The sequence below is a fragment of the Streptomyces sp. NPDC060209 genome, assembly GCF_042728155.1.
Classification (GTDB): Bacteria; Actinomycetota; Actinomycetes; order Streptomycetales; family Streptomycetaceae; genus Streptomyces.
The window spans coordinates 40,441-59,482 of the sequence record NZ_JBHWZS010000017.1; the positions used below are offsets into that span (position 1 = coordinate 40,441).

A 19,042-nucleotide genomic window follows, 5' to 3' on the forward strand; every position below is an offset into this window, starting at 1 on the left:
GTGCTCGGGCTGGTCGACGAGGTGATCAGCATGCGGGCAGGCGTACCGGCACAGCGCGGTCGCTGAACCGCTGACCCTCTGGGCGCGGCGCTACGAAACCAGCGATGCATGCCGTGCGACGGGCAGGACCGGCTGATCCTCAATGGTGTGCTCCGCCCGGCTGATCTCGGCCCAGACCGCGTCGAGAGACAGGCCCAGGGTGCCGGCGATCGCTGCGACGGTCGGGAAGGCGGGGGTGGCCACGCGGCCGGATTCGATCTTCCGAAGAGTCTCCGGCGAAATGTGCGAAGCGAGTGCCACGTCGAGCATCGAGCGGCAGTCCCGGGCTCGGCGGAGCAGGGCGCCGAGGCGCTGTCCGCGTTCTACCTCGGCGGGGGTGAGCGGCAACCTGACCATTCCCCCATTCTAATACCGGTATAGTTAGACCGGGATAGTTATTGGACGTACGTGAGAGGCCCCCCATGATTGAGATCCTGAACTCCGCGCAGCTCGAGCGGGCGAGGGGCACCGGCGCCCTGGTCGGAGACATCCTGCACACGCTGAAGCGGCGCTGCACGGTCGGGACGAACCTGCTGGACATCGATCAGTGGGCCAAGAAGATGATCACCGAGGCGGGAGCGCAGTCCTGCTACGTCGACTACGCGCCTTCCTTCGGGCGCGGCCCGTTCGGTCACTACATCTGCACGGCCGTCAACGACGGCGTGCTCCACGGGCGGCCCCACAACTACACGCTGGCCGACGGGGACCTGCTGACCCTCGACCTGGCCGTCGCCACGCGCGGGGTGGCCGCGGACGCCGCGATCAGCTTCCTGGTGGGCAAGGCCAGGCCCGCGGAGAGCGTCGCGATGATCGAGACGACCGAACGGGCGCTCGCCGCCGGCATCGCCGCCGCGAAGCCGGGGGCCCGCATCGGTGACCTCTCCCACGCCATCGGCACGGTCCTCAGTGAGGCGGGCTACCCGATCAACACCGAGTTCGGAGGCCATGGCATCGGCTCGACCATGCACCAGGACCCGCACGTCGCGAACACCGGACGGCCCGGCCGCGGATACAAGCTGCGCCCCGGCCTGCTGCTCGCCCTGGAGCCCTGGGTCATGGCCGACACCGCCACGCTCGTCACCGACGCCGACGGCTGGACGCTGCGCAGCGCGACGGGCTGCCGGACCGCACACACTGAGCACACCATCGCCATCACCGACGGCGGCGCCGAAATCCTCACCCTGCCCTCGTAGGCGCGGCCGTATGGGAGCCCCCCCGGGAGATGGCGAATCAGCTGCGGTAGACCAGCGGCGCACAGCCATGACGACGCCGTCGACTCGAAAGGTGCGGACGAGAGGCAGGCCGGGGCTTGCGGAGCTGACGGGCTTCGCCCGGGCGCCGGTCCGGACGTGACCGTGGACCTGCCTCTCTCCCACCGGGGGCCGGCCCCCGGGTGTCAGTCCTTCTGCGGAGATGCCAGGGCGTAGCGCGTCTCCTCCGGGACATGCTGCGTGTCGCGGCGGGCCAGTAGCCAGTACAGGGCCGCGGGGACCGCCAGGCCCACGATCCAGGAGATGTCCGCGCCGCCCAGCGGTTCCGCCACCGGGCCGGTGTAGAAGTGCGTCACGAGGAACGGGAGCTGGGCGAGGATTCCCACCCCGTAGACCGTGAGGGCGTCCCGGCGCCAAGCGCCGTAGCGGCCCTCGGGGTCGAAGAGCGCCGGGATGTCGTACCGCTCCCGCGAGATCAGGTAGTAGTCGACCAGGTTGATCGCCGACCAGGGCGTGAAGAACGTCAGCAGGAACAACAGGAAGTCCTTGAAGGACGTCAGGAAGCTGTCCTTGCCCAGGAGCGCCGTCGCCGTCCCCGCCACCATGATCACCGCGATGTACGCCGCCCTGCCGCGTGGCGACAGCGTCTTCCGGCCGCGGAATCCGCTGATGCTGGTCACCATCGACATGAAGCCGCCGTAGGTGTTGAGCACGTTGATGGTCAGCTTGCCGAGCGCGATCGCGAAGTACAGGAGCGAGGCGATCAGGCCCGTGCCGCCCAGGCCGACCACGTATCCGACCTGGTTCGCGAGGAAGGCGTCCCCCGCGCTCGCCGCCACGAGCACCCCGAACGTCATCGACCACTGCGAGCCGACGGCCGATCCCGAAAGGGTCCACCAGAACGTGGCCCGTCCCGACGTCGTACGCGGCAGATAGCGCGAGTAGTCCGCGACGTACGGCCCGAAGGCGAGCTGCCAGGACGCCGAGAGCGACACCGCCAGCAGGAACATCGGCAGGTCGAAGTGCGCGTCGCCGAGCAGCGCCGACAGGTCCACGCGGTCCAGGAGGCGGATGCCCAGATAGACGAAGGCGAGCGCGCAGACCACGCTGGCCACCCGTCCCAGGACGTGGATCACGCGGTAGCCGACCGCCGCCATGACGGCGGTGACGACCGCGAAGACGACGATGCCGGTGGTGTCGTTCGTGTGCGTGAGCTCCGCGGTCGCCTGGCCGGCGAGGACGCTGCCGCTCGCGAAGAAGCCCACGTACATGAGGATGACCAGGAGGAGGGGGACGACCGCGCCCCGCACCCCGAACTGGGCCCGGGACTGGATCATCTGGGGCAGGCCGAGCTTGGGCCCCTGCGCGGAGTGCAGGGCCATGACGGCTCCGCCGAGCAGATTGCCCAGCAGGAGGCCCACCACCGACCACACCACGTCGCCGCCGAAGACGACGGCGAGTGCGCCCGTGACGACGGCCGTGATCTGGAGGTTGGCCCCGAGCCAGAGGGTGAACTGGCTGAACGCGGTACCGTGCCGTTCGTCGTCCGGGACGACGTCGATGGAGCGCCGCTCCACCAGGTCTTCAGCTGCCATGACTCGGCCCCCTGGCCTCTCGGTGGTGTGTCCTGCCGCCCGGTCCGGCGGCGGCTACTTCTTCTTGATGCCGTGCTGGGCCGCCCAGTCGTAGGCGACGTCCTCGGGGTCCTTCCGGTCCTTGTCCACCAGGCGGTTGAGCTCGGTGAGGTCCTTGGTCGTCAGCGCGTTGCCGAGGCGGCCCAGCGCCTTGCGGACCGTCGAGTCGGCCTTGCGGTCGGCGATGAGCGGGACGACGTGCTGGCCGGGGATGAGGTTCTTGGGGTCGGTGAGGACGACCCAGCCCTCGGCGACGATGTCGGTGTCGGTGGTGAAGAGGTTCGCGACGTCGACGTCTCCCTTCTTCAGGGCGCCCTTGACCAGCGGACCCGAGGAGTCGAGGGACTTGAACTCCTTGAACTCCACGCCGTACACGTCCTTGAGGCCGACCGAGCCGACCGTGCGCTTCTTCACCTCGGGTGCCGCGCCGATGACGAGCTTGCCGTTGTGCTCGGCGAGGTCCGCCAGGGACTTCAGACCGTACTTGTCGGCGGTTTCCCGGGTGACGACGAAGGCGTCGGAGTCCTCGGCCCGGCCGTAGGGGAGGATCTGGAGTCCGCGCGGCAGGGCCATGGCGAGGGCGTTCTGCATCTCGCCCTCCTCGGTGGCCCCGGCCTCGCTGTCGAGGTAGTGCAGCAGGGCGCCCTGGTATTCGGGCAGGAGGTCGATGTCGCCGCCTTTGAGGGCGGGGATGAGGATCTCGCGGGTGCCGAGGTTGGGGCGCACCGTGGTCTGCACTCCGGCCGCTTCGAGCGCGGCGGCGTAGAGGTATCCCAGGACCTGGTTCTCGGTGAAGTTGGCGGTGCCGATGGTGACGCCGCCCTTGCTGGTACCTCCGCCCCCGCCGCCGGATCCCTGCCCGTCGAGCGAGGTGATGCCGCCGCTGCAGGAGGCGAGAGCGGGGACGGAGGCGGCGGCGAAGAGTCCGCCGAGGAGAGTTCTGCGGTTCATCGTGCTTGCTCCTGGGCCGACTTGGCGGGGCGATTACGGAAAAGGGCACGCTGGAGTGCGGAGAGCGCGAGATCGAGGACGACGGCGACGACCGCCACGAGCACGGCACCGCCGAGCACCTGCACGAGGTCGCGCTGGGCGAGTCCGTCGAAGACGTACCGGCCGAGCCCGCCGAAGGAGACGTACGCGGCGATGGTGGCCGTCGCGACGACCTGGATGAGCGCGAGCCTGAGCCCGGTCATGATCAGGGGGAGCGCGAGGGGAAGCTCGACCTGGAGGAGGACCTGGTGCCGGCGCATGCCCTGGCCGCGCGCCGCGTCCCGCACCTCGGGGTCGACGGCGGTCATCCCGGCGTACGTGTTGGTGACGATGGAGGGCACGGCAAGCGCCACGAGGGCGATGTAGACGGGCCACATCGACAGACCGCTGGCCAGGAAGACCAGCACGACGAGCCCGACCGTGGGCAGCGCCCGCCCGAAACTGGACAGGTTGATGGCGAGGAACGCGCCGCGCCCGGTGTGCCCGATGACCAGGCCGACCGGCAGGGCGATGGCGGCGGCGACGAGGGTGGCGAGCAGCGAGTACTGGAGGTGCTCGGCGAGGCGGTGCCCGATGCCGTCGGGGCCGGCCCACTGTTCGCCGCTGACCAGCCAGGCGCCGAGGCCCTTGAAGAGTTCGTACATGAGGTCAGGCCCCCTGCTTCTGCCGGCGGGTCCAGGGAGTGAGGACGTACTGGAGGGTGACGAGGAGCGCGTCCGCGACGAGCGCGAGGAGCAGCGTCAGGACGACACCGACGATGACGGGGGTGGGGAAGTTGCGCTGGAACCCGTCCGTGAAGAGCTGTCCGAGTCCGCCGTCGCCGATGTACGTGGCCACGGATACGAGCGAGATGGCCATCACCGTCGCGATCCGGACGCCCGCCATGATCACGGGGAGGGCGAGGGGCAGCTCGACGGTGAGCAGGGTGCGCAGCGGCCGGGCGCCCATGGCCTTCGCGGCCTCCTTGGTCCTGGCGGGGACGGAGTCCAGGCCCTCGACGGTGTTCCGCAGGAGCACGACGAGCGTGTAGATCGTCAGGCCGATGACCGTGGTGGTGCGGGTGAGCCCGCTGACCGGCAGGAGGAGCACGAAGACGGCGATGGACGGGATGGTGAACAGGATGTTCGACAGGCCCAGGAGCAGCCCGCGCAGTCTGCGTACACGGTGCGCGACCACGGCCAGGGGGAGCGAGACGATCAGGCCGAGGAGTACGGCGGTGAGGGCGGCCTGGAGGTGGGAGAGGGTCAGAGTGGCGAGATCACCGGTGTGGTCGGATATCCACGACCAGTCGACGGTCACACGGCCACCGTGCTTGCCTGGCTGTGCACGTGTCCGGCCTGGTCGTGGATGTCCTCGCGGGACGTCACGCCCGTGAGGACCCCGTCCGCGTCGACCCGGGCGACCAGGCCGCTCGGCGCGGCGATCGACTCGTTGAGCGCCGAGAGGAGCGAGTCCGTGTCCCCCAGGGGCCGGGCCGGGGTCTCCGCGTCCGTCTCCGTGTCGTGCCAGGCCAGCGGCTTACGGGCGGCGTCGAGGACCAGCTGCCAGCGGGCGCCTTCGGGGGCGGGCCCCTGGGGGACCTCCGCGAGCGTCGTCAGTGACAGCAGCTTCAGTCCGCGTTCCGCGCCCAGGAAGTCCGCGACGAAAGCGTCCGCGGGGCGGGCAAGCAGCTCTGCGGGGGCGGCGCACTGGACGAGGTGGCCGCCCGTGCGGAAGACGGCTATGCGGTCGCCGAGCCGTACCGCCTCGTCGATGTCGTGCGTGACGAAGACGATGGTCTTGCTCAACTCTCTCTGAAGGCGCAGCAGTTCGTCCTGGAGCTGGGTGCGGACCACTGGGTCGACGGCGCCGAACGGCTCGTCCATCAGGAGTACCGGCGGGTCCGCGGCGAGCGCGCGGGCCACGCCGACACGCTGCTGCTGGCCGCCGGAGAGCTGGTGCGGGTACCGCTTCCCTGCGTCGGCGGAGAGGCCGACCGTCTCCAGGAGTTCCGCCGCCCGCGTCCGCGCCTTCCTGCGGCCCCAGCCGAGCAGCAGCGGCACGGTCGCGATGTTGTCCAGGACTGTGCGGTGCGGGAAGAGCCCGGACTGCTGGATGACGTACCCGATGGAGCGGCGGAGGTCGGCGGCGTCCTGCTCCAGGACGTCCTTGCCGTTGACCCTGATCGTCCCGGAGGTCGGATCGACCATCCTGTTGATCATGCGGAGCGTCGTCGTCTTGCCGCAACCGGAAGATCCGACGAGGACGGTCACGCCCCCCTCCGGCATCTCAAGGGTGAGGTCGTGCACCGCGGTTGTGCCGTTCGGGAAGCGTTTGTGGACCTTGTCGAATTGGATCATGAGGAGTCCCTTGCCCGGCTGCATATCATCATGCAGAGTTCTCGGTGACTGAATAGATTGTCAATAGGTTGTCGCCGCTCAGGCGTAAATCCCTGGTTACGAGTGGCCGCAGGGCAAGACAGAGCGCCTGATTGAGGAGGAATCACCACTGATGTCGTCTCGTATCGTGGACGGAGCCGTCGGCAACAGCGGCGCGGCCGTCATCCTGGACGGCCGCGGACTGATGGTCGCAGATGTCGTACGCCTGGCCGAATCCGCCGCGAAGCCCGTCCCGGCAGCCGACGGGATGAAGCGCGTGGAGGCCTCGTGGAACGCCGCGCGGGAAATCGCTTCGTGGGGTCGCGTCTACGGTCGCTCCACCGGAGTGGGTGCTAACCGGAATGAGTCCGTGCCGACCGACGCGGCCGCCGATCACGGCCTGCGACTGCTCCGCAGCCATGCCGGAGCGATCGGCGAGGAGCTGCCCGCACGGCAGGTCCGCGCCATGCTCGCGGTCCGCGCCAACCAGCTGCTCGCGGGTGGCGCCGGCCTGCGCCCGACCGTCGTCACGGCGCTCTGCGAGGCCTTGGGGACGGGCGCCTACCCGAAGGTCAACGAATTCGGCTCGGTCGGCACCGGCGACATCGCCGCGCTCGCGCAGATGGGCCTCGCGCTGGCGGGCGAACACCCCTGGCAGGGAGCGGGGGCGGCCCCCGCCCCGCAGCCCCTCGACAACAACGACGCCCTCGCCCTGATCAGCAGCAACGCCCTCACCCTCGGCCAGTCCGCGCTCGCTGTGTGCGAGCTGCGTAACCTGATCGCGGCCACGCAGGTGGTGGCGGCGCTGTCCCTGATGGCGATCGACGGTTCGTACGAGGCGTACGCGCTGCCCGTGCACGAGGCACGCCGGCACGCCGGTTCGTACGCGGTGGCGGAGCGAATGCGGCTGCTGCTCGGCGCGCCGGACCGCCCCACGCCGCCGCTCGGCCGGATCCAGGATCCGTACGGCTTCCGCTGCGTGCCGCAGATCCACGGGCCCGCGCACGACGCGGCGGACGCGCTCGAAGACGTCCTCGCGGTCGAGATCAACGCGGCGGCCGAGAACCCGCTGATCTCGGCGGACGACATGGCGGCCTACCACCACGGCGGCTTCTACCTCGCTCAACTCGTCCTGTCCCTGGACCACTTCCGGCTGGCGGTGGCTCAGGTGGCCCGTCTGTCCACCTCGCGCCTCTCGACTCTGAACGAACCGGGCTTCACGCGCCTGAGGCCCTTCCTCGCGGACGGTGAACCGGCGTCGTCGGGCGTGATGATCCTCGAGTACGCGGCGGGGGCGGCGCTCGGGGACCTGCGGGCCTTCTCCGCGCCCGCGTCACTCGGCCACGCGGTGCTCTCGCGGGGCGTCGAGGAGCAGGCGAGCTTCGCCTCGCTGGCGGCGCGCCAGACGCTGCGGGCGTGCGAGGCGTACCGGCTCGTCGTCGGTTGTGAACTCGTCGCGGCCATAAGGGCGTTGCGGCAGCGCGACATGCGGCTCGATCCGGAGTTGCCTGTCGGCCGCGCCTTCGAGCTGGCGGACTCGGTGCTCGACGCGGAGCTTGCCGACCGGCCGTTGACGGATGATGTGACGGTCGCGGCCCGGCTCCTCGACAGGTTTGCCGAGCTGTGGCTGAACCTCGGGTCCGGGAGCACAACGGCATTCGACGGTGCGGGTGTTGTGACGGCAACGCCCTGAGCGACAGTCCTGGACGCCGGATCCGGACAGTCACCACGACGGCCCCGGCCAGGGTGGCACCAACGGCGGCTGCGAGGTTCTGGGCCGCAGCCCGGAAGGCGCGCTATCCGGTGGCCTCGCTTCGCCCGAGGTCCCCGGCCACCGACGCCTCACCGTAAGCGAGTTCGCTCGCCAGGAGCGCGGCGCCCACCACCCCCGCACGTGGGCCGAGTTCGGACATGACGATCGGCAGGTTGCCGGTGGCGAGGGGAAGCGAGCGCTTGTACACGACGCTGCGGATCTCGGCGAGCAGGGGATAGCCGAGCCCGGTCAGACCGCCGCCGATCACGATCATCGACGGGTTCATGAAGCTGACCAGTGTGGCGAGGACCTGCCCGACCCGGTGGCCGCCGGCCCGGATCAGACCGACGCTCGTGCCGTCGCCGCCGTCCGCGCACTCCGCGACGTCCAGGGCGGTCAGAACCCCCCGCTCGGCCAGCCGTTCGGCAAGAGCGGGCGACCTGCCGGACTTCGCGGCCTCCGTGGCGTCCCTGGACAGTGCCACCCCGCCGAAGTACGCCTCCAGGCAGCCGGTGTTCCCGCAGGAGCAGACAGGCCCGTCCGCCTCGGCCTCGACCTGGACGTGCCCGATGTCGCCGGCGCAGCCCTCCGCGCCCCGGTAGATGCGGCCGTGGTGCTGCATGCCGGAGCCGATCCCGCTGCCGATCTTCACGAAGAGCAGATGGTCGACGGTCCTCGCGACCCCGCTGTGCTGCTCCCCGAGGGACATCACGTTGACGTCGTTGTCGACCACGACGGGGCAGCCATGCGCGCGGGCGAGGGTGTCGCGTACCGGAAAGCGGTTCCAGCCCACCATGATCGGTGGTGAGACGGGCACGCCCTCCCGGAAGCTGACCGGCCCCGGCAGGCCGATGCCGATGGCGTCGAGCCGCGCGTAATGCCCCTGGTCGGCCATCGCGCGCAGGAGTTCGCTGACGCGCCCGAGCACGGCGACCGGTCCTGAGCGGATGTCTGCCGGCTCGGAGCAGGAGGCCACCGGCGCCAGTGCGCCGTCGGTGATCTCGATGTCGATGGAGCTGGCGCCCAGATCGACGGCGGCGAACCGCACACCGGGGTCGAGCTGGACGAGGGTGGAGCGCCGTCCGCCGCGCGACGCGGCGGGGCCCGCCTCACGCACCCGCCCGGCGGCGAGCATGCGGTCGAGTTCGCCGAGCAGCCGCGGGCGCGGAACCTCCAGCCGGTCCGCGAGTTGGGCGCGGGACAGCGGGCCGTTGTCCCGCAGCAGACTCAACACGCGGTACTGGAGGTTCACGGACTCACTTCCTCTGGACGCCCTCGGACGGCTTTCGGGGATATTCGTGGGGGCGGTACGGGGCCCGGCACCGTACCGCCCGGCAGGATTCGCGCTCGCGGGCCGCAGGGGGCGCGGGCGACTTCCTGCAACTTTTTCACAGATCGCAGAAAGTTGCCGCACCGTTGACGGAACTCCCTCGGCGGGGACCCCGCCGCCCGGAAGCAGGCCCCTGTCACCCACGGCCCCTCGTTCGGACGAAGACTCTGGCCCGGGCGCAGAGAACTGCCCCGCCGGTGACGGCGGGGCAGCTCCCTCCGTCCTGGCGTCAGCCGGTGGCGCCCCCCTTCAGCGCTCTCGCGCTCCGTGCCAGGGCTGCCCCGGCGGCGCTGTCCGGCACCAGGGCGGTGTCGGACGTGTAGCCGGCGAACGACTCCAGCACGGCCGTGGCCTGAGTGGTGCGGCCCGCGTCGGCGTGCGCCTCGGCCTGGGCGAGGCGCACGGTCAGCCGCTGCTGTCCCTGCGCCGTGATCAGGTTGTCGGCCCGCAGCCGGTTGATCAGCGCGCGGATGTCCGCGTAGGAGGTACGGGTCGTGAAGGTCACCGTCTTCGTGGTGGTGTTGCCCGCCTTGTCCCGGGCCCTGACCGTGAGGTCATGCTTCCCGAGCGGCAGCCGCCACAACTCCAGCGCCTGTCCGGAGGCGACGGACTTGCCGTCCAGCGTGGCCGTGGCGGTGGCCCCGCCGGAGACCGCGTCCTGTGCCGAGAAGACCGGCGTCGGGCGCTGGGAGTCCCCGTAGACGCCGTCGGCGTCGATACCGTTCACCGCCACCGTGGGACCGGTGCGGTCGATCCGCACAGTGAGCGAACCCACCTCGGAGATGTTGCCGCCGTTGTCGGTAGCCCGGTAACGGACCGTCGTGGCACCCTCGTTGGAGAGGGTGACGGCAGCATTGGCCGACTGCCACGTCGTTCCGCCGTCGACCGAGTACTGACGGCCGGCGACCGTCCCGTTGTCGGTCGCGGAGACCGCGAGCGAGACGTTGCTCGTGTACCAGCCGTCGTCACCGTTGGGCCGGGGCGGGTTGAGCGTGGCCGTGACCTTGGGCGCGGTCTTGTCCGCGACGCCCGCGCCCTGGAAGGTCAGCGAGTCGAGCTCGACACCGCCGGAGCTGGTGACGAAGAGCTCGCCGCTTCCGGAAGGAGCGTTCGTGAGCGCGGTGGTGATGGTCTGCCAGCCCTCTCCGGCCGGGACAGGCACCGTGGCGAACGGCTCCGCGTCGGCCGCGCCCCAGCGCAGCGCCAGGGTGCCGGCGCCGGTGGCACGGGTCTTCACCCCGGTGATCCCGGCGAACGAGACCGGGTCGTACGCGATCCAGTCACCCGCGTCGAAGGAGGTCAGCTTGCGCTGTCCCGACGCCGTCGTGTCGTCCGTGACCGTGACGCCCTCCGCCGAGTCGTAGTGCTCGGCCTGCATGAGGGCGGGGTTGAGCACCACCTGGGCGTCGCCTGTGGCCGGCGGAACGCCGCCCGCGCCCTTGTCCGTGTAGGTGATGCCGAGGACGCCGAAGACGTTCTCTGTATCACCGTGCCCCGCGTCGGTCGGGGTAGCGACGCCGCCCGTGCAGCCGGTGCCGCTGTTGACCGGGTGCCCGTGCTGGTTGTGACCGAGACCGAAGGTCCAGGCGGCCTTGGCGCAGTCCGGTGTGGTGCCGTCCTCCGGGTCCTCGACGGCTGTGCCGTACGGCACGGCGTCGCCCCAGTTGAAGAACCCGCCGTCGGGCGGCGAGGTGATCCGTACGGTCGGTGCCGTGTTGCCCACAGTGATCTGACGGCTGGACAGGCCGGATTTGCCCTGGGGGTCGGAGACCTTCAGCCGGGCCTGGAACTGCCCGTTCTCCGGATACGTACGGCTGACCGTGGGCCCGGAGGCATCGAAGGTGCCGTCGCCGTCGAGGTCCCACTGGTAGGTGAGGTCGCCGTTCTCCGGGTCGGTGGAGCCGGTGGCGCTGAACGAGACCTCCAGCGGGGCCTGGCCGGAGGTCTTGTCGGCCTTGATCACGGCGGTGGGAGCCTTGTTGCCCTCGGCGTAGTCGATCCGGTAGAGACCCGCGTCGGGATTCTGCCGGAAGAAGCCGTCGCCGTAGTCGAGGACGTAGAGCGCGCCGTCCGGGCCGAATTCCAGGTCCATCGGGTTGTCCCACTGCGGGATGCCGTTCTGCGAGCGCTCGCTGTTGGGCAGGAGGTTCTCCAGCTTGCTCACGGGACCGTCCGGCCCGTCGAGCGTGAACGCCGCGACGTAGTCCTGGGAGAACTCCGCGAAGAACGCCTTGCCGTCCCAGTACTCGGGGAACTTGCCCGGCGAGGGGTTGTCCGCGTCGTAGTGGTAGACCGGGCCGCCCATCGGGGCCTGGCCGCCGGGACCGCCGGGGCCGCGGAAGGCGGTCAGCTGGGGCCACGGCTGGTCGGTGTCCCGGTCGCCGTACCAGAGCGTGGCCGGCGCGGACGCGGGAAGCTCGGTCAGGCCGGTGTTCCAGCGGGAGTCGTTGACCGGCGCCGCACAGTCGAAGGCGGGGCCCGGCGTGAGGGTGGCGAAGTCGAAGTCCCGGTAGGGCTTGGTGTTGTCACCCGTGCAGTACGGCCAGCCGCTGTTCATGGCCTTGGTCGTGGTCTGCCACTCGACGTATCCCATCGGCCCGCGGTTCGGGTCGGCGGTACCGGCGTCGGGGCCGTAGTCCCCCCACATCACGGCGTCGGTCTCGCGGTCCACCGCCAGCCGGAAGGGATTGCGCAGGCCCATCACGAAGATCTCGGGCCGGGTCCTGGCCGTGCCGGGCTCGAAGAGGTTCCCCTCCGGGATGGTGTAACTGCCGTCCTCCTGGACGTCGATCCGCAGGATCTTGCCCCGCAGGTCGTTGGTGTTGCCCGAGCCGCGGCGCTCGTCGAGCCCCGGGTTGTAGCCGGCCGCGTCGTTGATCGGCGTGTAACCGTTGACGTTCGGGCCCGACGCCGGGGTGTTGCCCCCGGTCGCGAGGTAGAGGTTCCCCTCCCCGTCGAAGTCCACGTCTCCGGCGACGTGGCAGCACTGGCCGCGGTTGGCGTCGACCCGGATGATTTCCTGCGCGGTCGAGAGGTCGAGCTTGTCGCCGGTCCACTTGAAGCGGGTCAGGGTGTCGTAACCCTCCCACTGCTTCCAGTACGAGTCGTCCTGTCCCGCGGGCAGTTGGAGCGGGGCGGAGCCGGCCGGCGTGTTCAGCGGCGGCGAGTAGTACAGGTAGACCCACTTGTTCGTGGCGAAGTCCGGGTCGAGCGTTACCGTCTGCAACCCCATCTCGGAGTTCTGGTAGACGTCGACGTGGTTGACGACCTTCGTGACACCGGTGCCGGGGTCGGTGAGCCGTACGTCGCCGTTGCGGGCGGTGTGCAGGACGCGGTTGTCGGGCAGCACGGCGAGGTCGATCGGCTCGCCGGTGTCCTTCGTCAGAGTGACCTTCTCGTAGTTCGACCAGTCCAGGGCGTGTTCGTGGCCGGGGTGCGCCTGGGCGGCGGGCGCGAGGGCCACACCGCCCAGCGCGGGCAGTGCCACGAGCAGGACCCCCGTGATCAGGCGTCTCAGGGTGAGGTGCACGGTGATGCGTCTCCTCGATCGCTGGCGGTAAGGAGCGGACACGGAGGCGCCCCCGCGCGGGGGCGCCTCTCTTCTTCGGGGCACTCTCAGCCGAGGAGTCCCTTGAGCGCCGTGAAGCTGCGCTCCGCCGCGCCGAGCGAACCCGGCGGATTGGGGAGGGTGTTGGGCGCGGTGTCCTGCTCCCAGATGCCGACGTGCGAGGCACGCGGCCCGATGTCGCGGACGAACCGCTCGTACGGAAGGTCACCGGCACCGAACTCGACTATGTCGAAGCCGTTGGCGTTCGCCGCGTTCGCGTCGCCGTCCTTCATGTGGAACAGGGGGTAGCGGTAGGGCTGGTTGCGCACGTACGCGGCGGGGTCGAATCCGGGCCAGCGGTACTGGCCCACGTACGCCCAGTAGATGTCCAGCTCAAGATAGACGTGGCGCGGGTCGGTGTTCTTCAGGAACACGTCGTACAGCCGGACGGACGGCTGGTCGGTGGCGAACGCGAACTCGCCCGCGTGGTTGTGCTGGTAGAGCTTCAGGCCACGCGCGGTCGCCGCGGCGCCCCAGACGTTGAACTCGTCGGCGGCGGCGCGGTAGCCCGCGACGGTGTTGACGTTCGAGGGCGCGTTGGCGGTGCCCACGTGCGGCATACCGAGGATCTGCGCGGCGTCCAGCTCGGCCTGGAGGTTGGTGCGCAGATTGCCGATGCCGACGTGGCTCCCGACGGCGCGCAGCCCGTTGTCGTCGAGCAGCTTGCGGATCTCCGGGAGGGTGATCTGCCGGCCCAGGATGGAGGTGGACTGGGTGTATCCGGCGAACTCGATCTCCTTGTAGCCGATCCGGGCCAGCTCGGGGAGGACGACCCCGAAGCCGAGCGCACTGACCTTGTCGCGGATGCTGTAGAGCTGGATGCCGATGCGGTCCTTGGGGATGGACAGACTGCTCGGCGCGGCGGCGGCGGAAGCCGCGGTGGCGCCGGTCACGGAGGCTGCGGCGATGGCCACGGTGGTGCCGGCGGTGGCGCGCAAGAAGGCTCTGCGGTCGAAGGACTTGTGAATATGACTCACGGTCACTCCTGGGGAATGGGGCGAAGGGGTACGGATCGGGGTGCGGCCGGGCCGTTGCTCGGCGGTGCGCCCCGCGGCGGCGGATCCACTGGCTCCGGAACAGGGGGGGGGCGGGGGCGGCCGCCGTCACCTGCCTGTGGCGCCACCGGCTGGGCCGGCCGGCGTCAGAGGCGGGACTTGCCCGCCTCGTGGGCGTCGGCCCGCGCCGCGTCGGCGCGGGTGGCGGGCTTCTCGGCGAGGTCGGCACCACGGTCCGGCGGCGCCGCCTCCTTCGCCGAGCGGGAGGCCGACACGCCGGCGGCGGCGGTCTCTCCGGTGACGGCGCCACGGATACGCGTCAACTCGCCCACGACCAGGACGGGGTCGTTGCCGGTCGCGGTGAGCCCGCCGCGCACGATCGCGTTGTCGAGTACGGCATTGGCGGTGTTGTCGGTGACCGCCAGGTTGCCGCCGAAGTACGAGGCGCCCGCGCAGGATCCGAGCAGGCCCTCGCCGCCGAGCTGGAGGTTGTCGGCGTTGCCCGTGTACGTCGCGGCGCCGTACACCTCACTGGCGCAGAACACGCCGCCGAGGGTGTTCCCGTTGACGGTGAGCGCGCCCTTGACGGTGGTGTCGTACACGTCGCTGTACTGGTTGCCGTCACCCGTCAGCGAGCTGCTCAGGGTGCTGCCCGAGACGTACAGCTCGCCGGCCTCGGTTCTTACGCTCCCGCCGAGCGCCGAGTCGACCACGTAGACGAACCCCTCGGTGGCGTCGACCGCCTTGAGGTTGCTCTTCTCCAGGTGCGCGCCGAAAGCGGAGTTGGTGGTGAGCGCGCCCTTGACCGTGGTGTCGGTGAGGTCGAGATAGGCGTTCTCGCCGACGGTGACCGCACCGTTGAAGGTGGCGCCCGCGGCCACGAGGTCGGCTCCGGCCTCGACCGTCACCGTGCCCTTGACCTTCGTGCCGGTGAGGGTGCAGGACTTACCGGCCGGCACGACCAGATCGTTGCTGACAGTCACGGCCCCGCCGTCACCGACGCAGGTGGTGTAGAGCGCTGCCTGGGCGGAGCCGGAGAAAGCCACCAGGCTCCCGGATGCCACCAGTGAGGCCGTGGCGATGAACGTGCGAATCTTCATGTCGCTTCCCTTCCGCTGCGGTCACGGCAGAGTCGGTGACCCGGCCGGTTTCCCCTGTGTCGACGGGGTGCTGAAACGGTGCGTGAGCGACCACCGCTTTGACGGCGATCGCGCGGTGCCTCGTGACGGGCGGTGGCCCGGCCATGGGGGGAGAGACGTGGAAAGACTCGTGAGGTGAGGAGCGTTCGAGGGAACGCCGATCGGGCTGCGGTGTTACCGGGACGAAACGCATGTCTCGGTGGGCCGAGAGATTAGGACGCCGCGTGGGGGACTGTCCAGAGGTTCGGTACGAATCTCTGGAACTTTCTAATGATTCATCAAAAGGTGTGAGGAGCCGGTAAAAAGGAGAGCGGGCCACCAGGGGTCTGTGGCAACGGCCTTGCTGGGTCACCGTGTTCGCAGCCGCGAAGGGAAGTGGGGGTGTCAGCGGCTCGGCGGAGGCGACGCGCTTCGACGGCAGCCGGGTCGAGTCGTCGGCGGAGGGCGCGGCCGGGCAGGCGTCGGCGGAGCGGGGCAGGGGTGGTCACAGCCGGTAGCGCAGCAGTGGAATCGCGTCCTGGCCGGCCGGGTCCATCGCCGTTGCGGGCGGAGGGCATCACCATCTGGGAGCGGCCCAGCCGGAAGAGGGTAGGGGCTGCCTCGCTGTGCCGCGGCCGGCGACTTGAGCCCGTCCTTCAGCTGCCGCTCAGCGGCGAGCCCCATGTGGGATCGTGCCGCCGTCTTCGCGTCAGGTGGGCAAGCAGGTGCCCCGCCGTGTCGAAGGCGGTGTCGTGCGGCGCTCCAACCGATGTCAGGGCAGTGCTGAGCCTTGCCGTCGCTTCCTCCGGTACCTCCGGGCCGGCAAGGAGGGGAAGGGCCAGCAGGAGGCGGGCGGCCGTGTCCTCGACACCTGCGGGCGCGGGGGACGGGTTGTCGGCGACGCGGACCAGTTCGCTCCACGTCAGCCCGATCCCCGAGAAGCCTCCTTCCCAGCCGGTGATCCGATGGGCGTAGCTCCGGTCCGGGTGGGTGAGGAGGTAGTCGATGCCGTGGTCGCCGACCAGGTTGCGGTAGATCACCACGGCTCCAGGTCCCTCCGCGGCGGGTATGCGGAGGACCGGCCAGCGTTCAGGATCGAAGAGGATCTCGGACAGGGCGTCCGTATCGGCACCGTCCTCGCCGAACGAGTCGGGAGCAGGGCAGGCGGCGCTCGACTCATCGCCGCATATCGCCATGAGGTGGTTCGACCAGAAGCCCGGGCGATCCACCATTGGCTCGCCCGCGACCAGCGGGCAGTCGTCGTATCCCTTGACCAGCACCCCCGGATCCTGTCACCAGCACTGACACGGTTCAATCCGGGCGGTGTCTTCCGCACGATCTCCGGGCGCCGCGCCTGTTCTGCATTCCGATCCTTCTCGTGCTCGACGCGTGTTATCCATTGCGATCGAGAGAAGGCACAGGTAGGAGACGATCGCAAGCCGATGCGCCCATTGGACGATTTCTTGCGATTGGGGTAACGCCTGCTTTTCTGATAAGAACTCACCCGATTGACGTGCGTGCCGCATCGAAGGCGTCCTGCGTGCTGAAGTGCGGTCGGTTCGGGCTGTCGGAGGCCGGAGCTGTCCTGGTGTCGACAGTGAACCGGCTGAATGCCCAGGGGTCTGTGTAGCCACTTCGGGGGAGAGGTGCTGTAATTGTGCTTCCGGTCCTCAGTCGTACGAATATCTCCTGTGGCCCGGGGGAGGCCGTTGGTCTAGCATGATGCGGGCAGCGTTCCTGAAGAAAAGGAATTGATGCTACCGGCCCGCGGATCGTCATCCTGCAATGTGCATCCCGGAAAGGCATATCTTCGGCAGTTGATCGGCTTTGTGAATTGCTGGTTCGCGCTCGACCTGAGGAGCTTCACACGCTTCTTGCGGGAATACTCCCGCCTTGTGCACTGCGGTGAGACGGAGGTGTGGACCCATGGTGAGGCCGACGGAGCAGATGGAAGAGCCCACTGTCGAGGACGGTGCTTCGGCGTGGCGTATCGCACGGGATTCCCGCGTGCTGGACGTGAATTCCTCCTACAGCTATCTGCTGTGGTGCCGTGACTTCGCGGCGACTTCCGTGGTCGCGCGCGACGAAAGAGGCAAGGCCGTCGCCTTCGTGACGGGGTACATCCGTCCCGAACTGCCGGGCACGCTCGTCATCTGGCAGATCGCCGTGGACCACAACAGGCGCGGGCGTGGCCTGGCCGGGTCCATGCTGGATCACCTCACCGACCGTCTGCGGTCTCGGGGCGTCCTCCAGAGTCTGGAGACGACGATCAGTGCCGAGAACGAGGCATCACGCCGCCTGTTCCACTCGTACGCCGCGCGACACGGGGCGTCGGTGGAGCGTGAGCTGCTGTTTCCCGCAAAGCTCTTCCCTGACGAGCACGAGTCCGAACACCTCTATCGCATCGGGCCGCTGGCCCAACCACCCATTTCGTCGCTCGGAGCCCAGTTCTCGGATACTCGCCGCACGAGGAGCGTGTCATGATGACGAATAACCCGCATGCCCTGAGTGTCTTCGAGGCCCTTGAGTCGGAAGTGCGGAGCTACTGCCGCGGCTGGCCCGCGGTGTTCGACCGCGCGCAGGGTGCCCGGCTCACGGACGAGGACGGACGCTCGTACCTGGACTTCTTCGCCGGTGCCGGGTCCCTGAACTACGGGCACAACAACCCGGTGCTGAAACGCGCGTTGATCGACTACATCGAGCGCGACGGCATCACTCATGGCCTGGACATGGCCACGACGGCCAAACGGGCGTTCCTGGAGACGTTCGAGAACGTGATCCTGCGTCCCCGTGACCTGCCGTACAAGGTGATGTTCCCCGGCCCGACGGGGACGAACGCCGTCGAGTCGGCGCTGAAGCTCGCCCGCAAGGTCAAGGGCCGCGAGTCGGTCGTCTCGTTCACCAACGCCTTCCACGGCATGTCGCTGGGTTCGCTGGCGGTGACCGGGAACGCGTTCAAGCGGGCCGGTGCCGGCATCCCGCTGGTGCACGGCACTCCGATGCCGTTCGACAACTACTTCGACGGCCAGGTGCCCGACTTCCTGTGGTTCGAGCGGCTCCTGGAGGACCAGGGTTCCGGGCTGAACAAGCCCGCCGCGGTGATCGTGGAGACCGTGCAGGGCGAGGGCGGCATCAACGTCGCCCGGGCCGAGTGGCTCCGCGCGCTGCAGGACCTGTGCCACCGCCAGGACATGCTCCTGATCGTCGACGACATCCAGATGGGCTGCGGACGGACCGGCGGCTTCTTCTCCTTCGAGGAGGCCGGCATCGTCCCGGACATCGTGACGCTGTCCAAGTCGATCAGCGGTTACGGGCTGCCGATGTCGCTCTGCCTCTTCAAGGGCGAGCTGGACATCTGGGAGCCCGGCGAGCACAACGGCACCTTCCGCGGCAACAACCCGGCCTTCGTGACCGCCGCGGCCGCGCTCGACGCCTACTGGGCCGACGGCCAGATGGAGAAGCAGACCCTGGCCCGCGGCGAGCAGGTCGAGCAGACGCTGCTGGCCATCGGGGAAGAGCACCCGAAGGCAGGGGCCCAGATCCGTGGCCGCGGCCTGGTCTGGGGGATGAAGTTCCCCGACCCCACGCGTGCCTCCGCCGTCTGTGCCCGTGCTTTCGCGCTGGGCCTGCTCGTCGAGACATCCGGACCGGAGGGCGAGGTGGTCAAGGTACTGCCGCCACTCACCGTCTCCTCGGGAGAACTCGACGAAGGTCTGCAGACTCTCGCCAGGGCTGTGCGGGAGACCGGCTGAACACCCGAGCCAGGAAGCCTGGCTCGAACCCAGGCATCCAGTCGGTCGCTCACACCGCATCACCCATCACCGAACCTGCAATGAGGCACGGAAGAAAGGCATCATCCCGCTGTGATCGTCCGATCCTTCGATGACATCGAGAACACCGACCGGCACATCAGGTCCGCTTCGGGTACTTGGGAGAGCAAGCGCATCGTGCTCGCCAAGGAGAAGGTGGGCTTCTCGCTCCACGAGACCGTGCTGTACGCGGGCACGG

16 protein-coding genes are annotated in these 19,042 nt (G+C 69.4%); 5 read left to right on the plus strand and 11 right to left on the minus strand.

The genetic code is table 11. From position 1 onward, the window contains the following. Positions 1-90: 90 nt before the first annotated feature. Entirely contained in the window at positions 91-396 is a 306-nt protein-coding gene (locus ACFWFI_RS05860) for a helix-turn-helix domain-containing protein (protein ID WP_387385961.1), read from the minus strand. Between the two features lie 65 nt (positions 397-461). On the opposite strand from ACFWFI_RS05860, the gene map reads away from it, so the two are divergent. Further along, complete coding sequence (gene map, locus ACFWFI_RS05865; RefSeq protein ID WP_387385963.1) at positions 462-1,232, plus strand: type I methionyl aminopeptidase; 771 nt, start codon at positions 462-464, stop codon at positions 1,230-1,232. A 203-nt stretch (positions 1,233-1,435) separates the two neighbouring features. Here map and ACFWFI_RS05870 read toward each other — a convergent pair whose 3' ends face one another. Genes ACFWFI_RS05870 through ACFWFI_RS05890 form a run of 5 tightly spaced genes read right to left on the minus strand, consistent with a single transcriptional unit; the run spans position 1,436 to position 6,237 of the window. Next, positions 1,436-2,845 (minus strand): purine-cytosine permease family protein, encoded by a 1,410-nt coding sequence (locus tag ACFWFI_RS05870; RefSeq protein ID WP_387385966.1) that lies wholly within the window; start codon positions 2,843-2,845, stop codon positions 1,436-1,438. Positions 2,846-2,899: 54 nt separating this feature from the next. Beyond that, entirely contained in the window at positions 2,900-3,835 is a 936-nt protein-coding gene (locus ACFWFI_RS05875; protein ID WP_387385969.1) for an ABC transporter substrate-binding protein, read from the minus strand. Further along, positions 3,832-4,518: an ABC transporter permease gene (locus ACFWFI_RS05880; RefSeq protein ID WP_387385971.1), complete on the minus strand. Its 687-nt coding sequence runs from the start codon at positions 4,516-4,518 to the stop codon at positions 3,832-3,834. Before ACFWFI_RS05880 ends, ACFWFI_RS05875 begins: the two co-directional genes overlap by 4 nt. 4 nt (positions 4,519-4,522) lie before the next feature. After that, on the minus strand, positions 4,523-5,173 hold the full coding sequence (locus ACFWFI_RS05885; RefSeq protein WP_387385973.1) for an ABC transporter permease: 651 nt from the start codon (positions 5,171-5,173) through the stop codon (positions 4,523-4,525). Continuing rightward, positions 5,170-6,237 (minus strand): ABC transporter ATP-binding protein, encoded by a 1,068-nt coding sequence (locus ACFWFI_RS05890; RefSeq protein WP_387385974.1) that lies wholly within the window; start codon positions 6,235-6,237, stop codon positions 5,170-5,172. The genes ACFWFI_RS05885 and ACFWFI_RS05890 overlap by 4 nt, the downstream gene beginning before the upstream one ends. Before the next feature lie 127 nt (positions 6,238-6,364). Here ACFWFI_RS05890 and ACFWFI_RS05895 point away from each other — a divergent pair, with 127 nt between their 5' ends. Then, entirely contained in the window at positions 6,365-7,924 is a 1,560-nt protein-coding gene (locus ACFWFI_RS05895) for an aromatic amino acid ammonia-lyase (RefSeq protein ID WP_387385977.1), read from the plus strand. A 103-nt stretch (positions 7,925-8,027) separates the two neighbouring features. On the opposite strand, the gene ACFWFI_RS05900 is transcribed toward ACFWFI_RS05895, so the two are convergent. The 5 genes from ACFWFI_RS05900 to ACFWFI_RS05920 all read right to left on the minus strand — a co-directional run bounded on the left by ACFWFI_RS05900 (position 8,028) and on the right by ACFWFI_RS05920 (position 16,314). Then, positions 8,028-9,236, minus strand: coding sequence for an ROK family transcriptional regulator (locus tag ACFWFI_RS05900; protein ID WP_387385979.1), 1,209 nt, complete (start codon positions 9,234-9,236; stop codon positions 8,028-8,030). A 307-nt stretch (positions 9,237-9,543) separates the two neighbouring features. Then, positions 9,544-12,843, minus strand: coding sequence for a PQQ-dependent sugar dehydrogenase (locus ACFWFI_RS05905; protein ID WP_387385982.1), 3,300 nt, complete (start codon positions 12,841-12,843; stop codon positions 9,544-9,546). 86 nt (positions 12,844-12,929) lie between these two features. After that, positions 12,930-13,898: a sugar phosphate isomerase/epimerase family protein gene (locus tag ACFWFI_RS05910; protein ID WP_387385984.1), complete on the minus strand. Its 969-nt coding sequence runs from the start codon at positions 13,896-13,898 to the stop codon at positions 12,930-12,932. A 164-nt stretch (positions 13,899-14,062) separates the two neighbouring features. Then, a complete protein-coding gene (locus tag ACFWFI_RS05915) occupies positions 14,063-15,016 on the minus strand; it encodes a hypothetical protein (RefSeq protein ID WP_387385986.1) in 954 nt (317 codons plus the stop codon). A gap of 674 nt (positions 15,017-15,690) precedes the next feature. Then, positions 15,691-16,314, minus strand: coding sequence for a hypothetical protein (locus tag ACFWFI_RS05920; protein WP_387385988.1), 624 nt, complete (start codon positions 16,312-16,314; stop codon positions 15,691-15,693). A 646-nt stretch (positions 16,315-16,960) separates the two neighbouring features. Here ACFWFI_RS05920 and ectA point away from each other — a divergent pair. From ectA to ACFWFI_RS05935, 3 genes are all read left to right on the plus strand, one after another. Then, positions 16,961-17,518, plus strand: a complete 558-nt coding sequence (gene ectA, locus ACFWFI_RS05925; RefSeq protein WP_387385990.1) for a diaminobutyrate acetyltransferase — start codon at positions 16,961-16,963, stop codon at positions 17,516-17,518. Then, on the plus strand, positions 17,518-18,786 hold the full coding sequence (gene ectB, locus ACFWFI_RS05930) for a diaminobutyrate--2-oxoglutarate transaminase (protein ID WP_387385996.1): 1,269 nt from the start codon (positions 17,518-17,520) through the stop codon (positions 18,784-18,786). Before ectA ends, ectB begins: the two co-directional genes overlap by 1 nt. A 111-nt stretch (positions 18,787-18,897) precedes the next feature. Further along, the coding region (locus ACFWFI_RS05935) for an ectoine synthase (protein WP_387385999.1) at positions 18,898-19,042 on the plus strand (145 nt) is incomplete at its 3' end.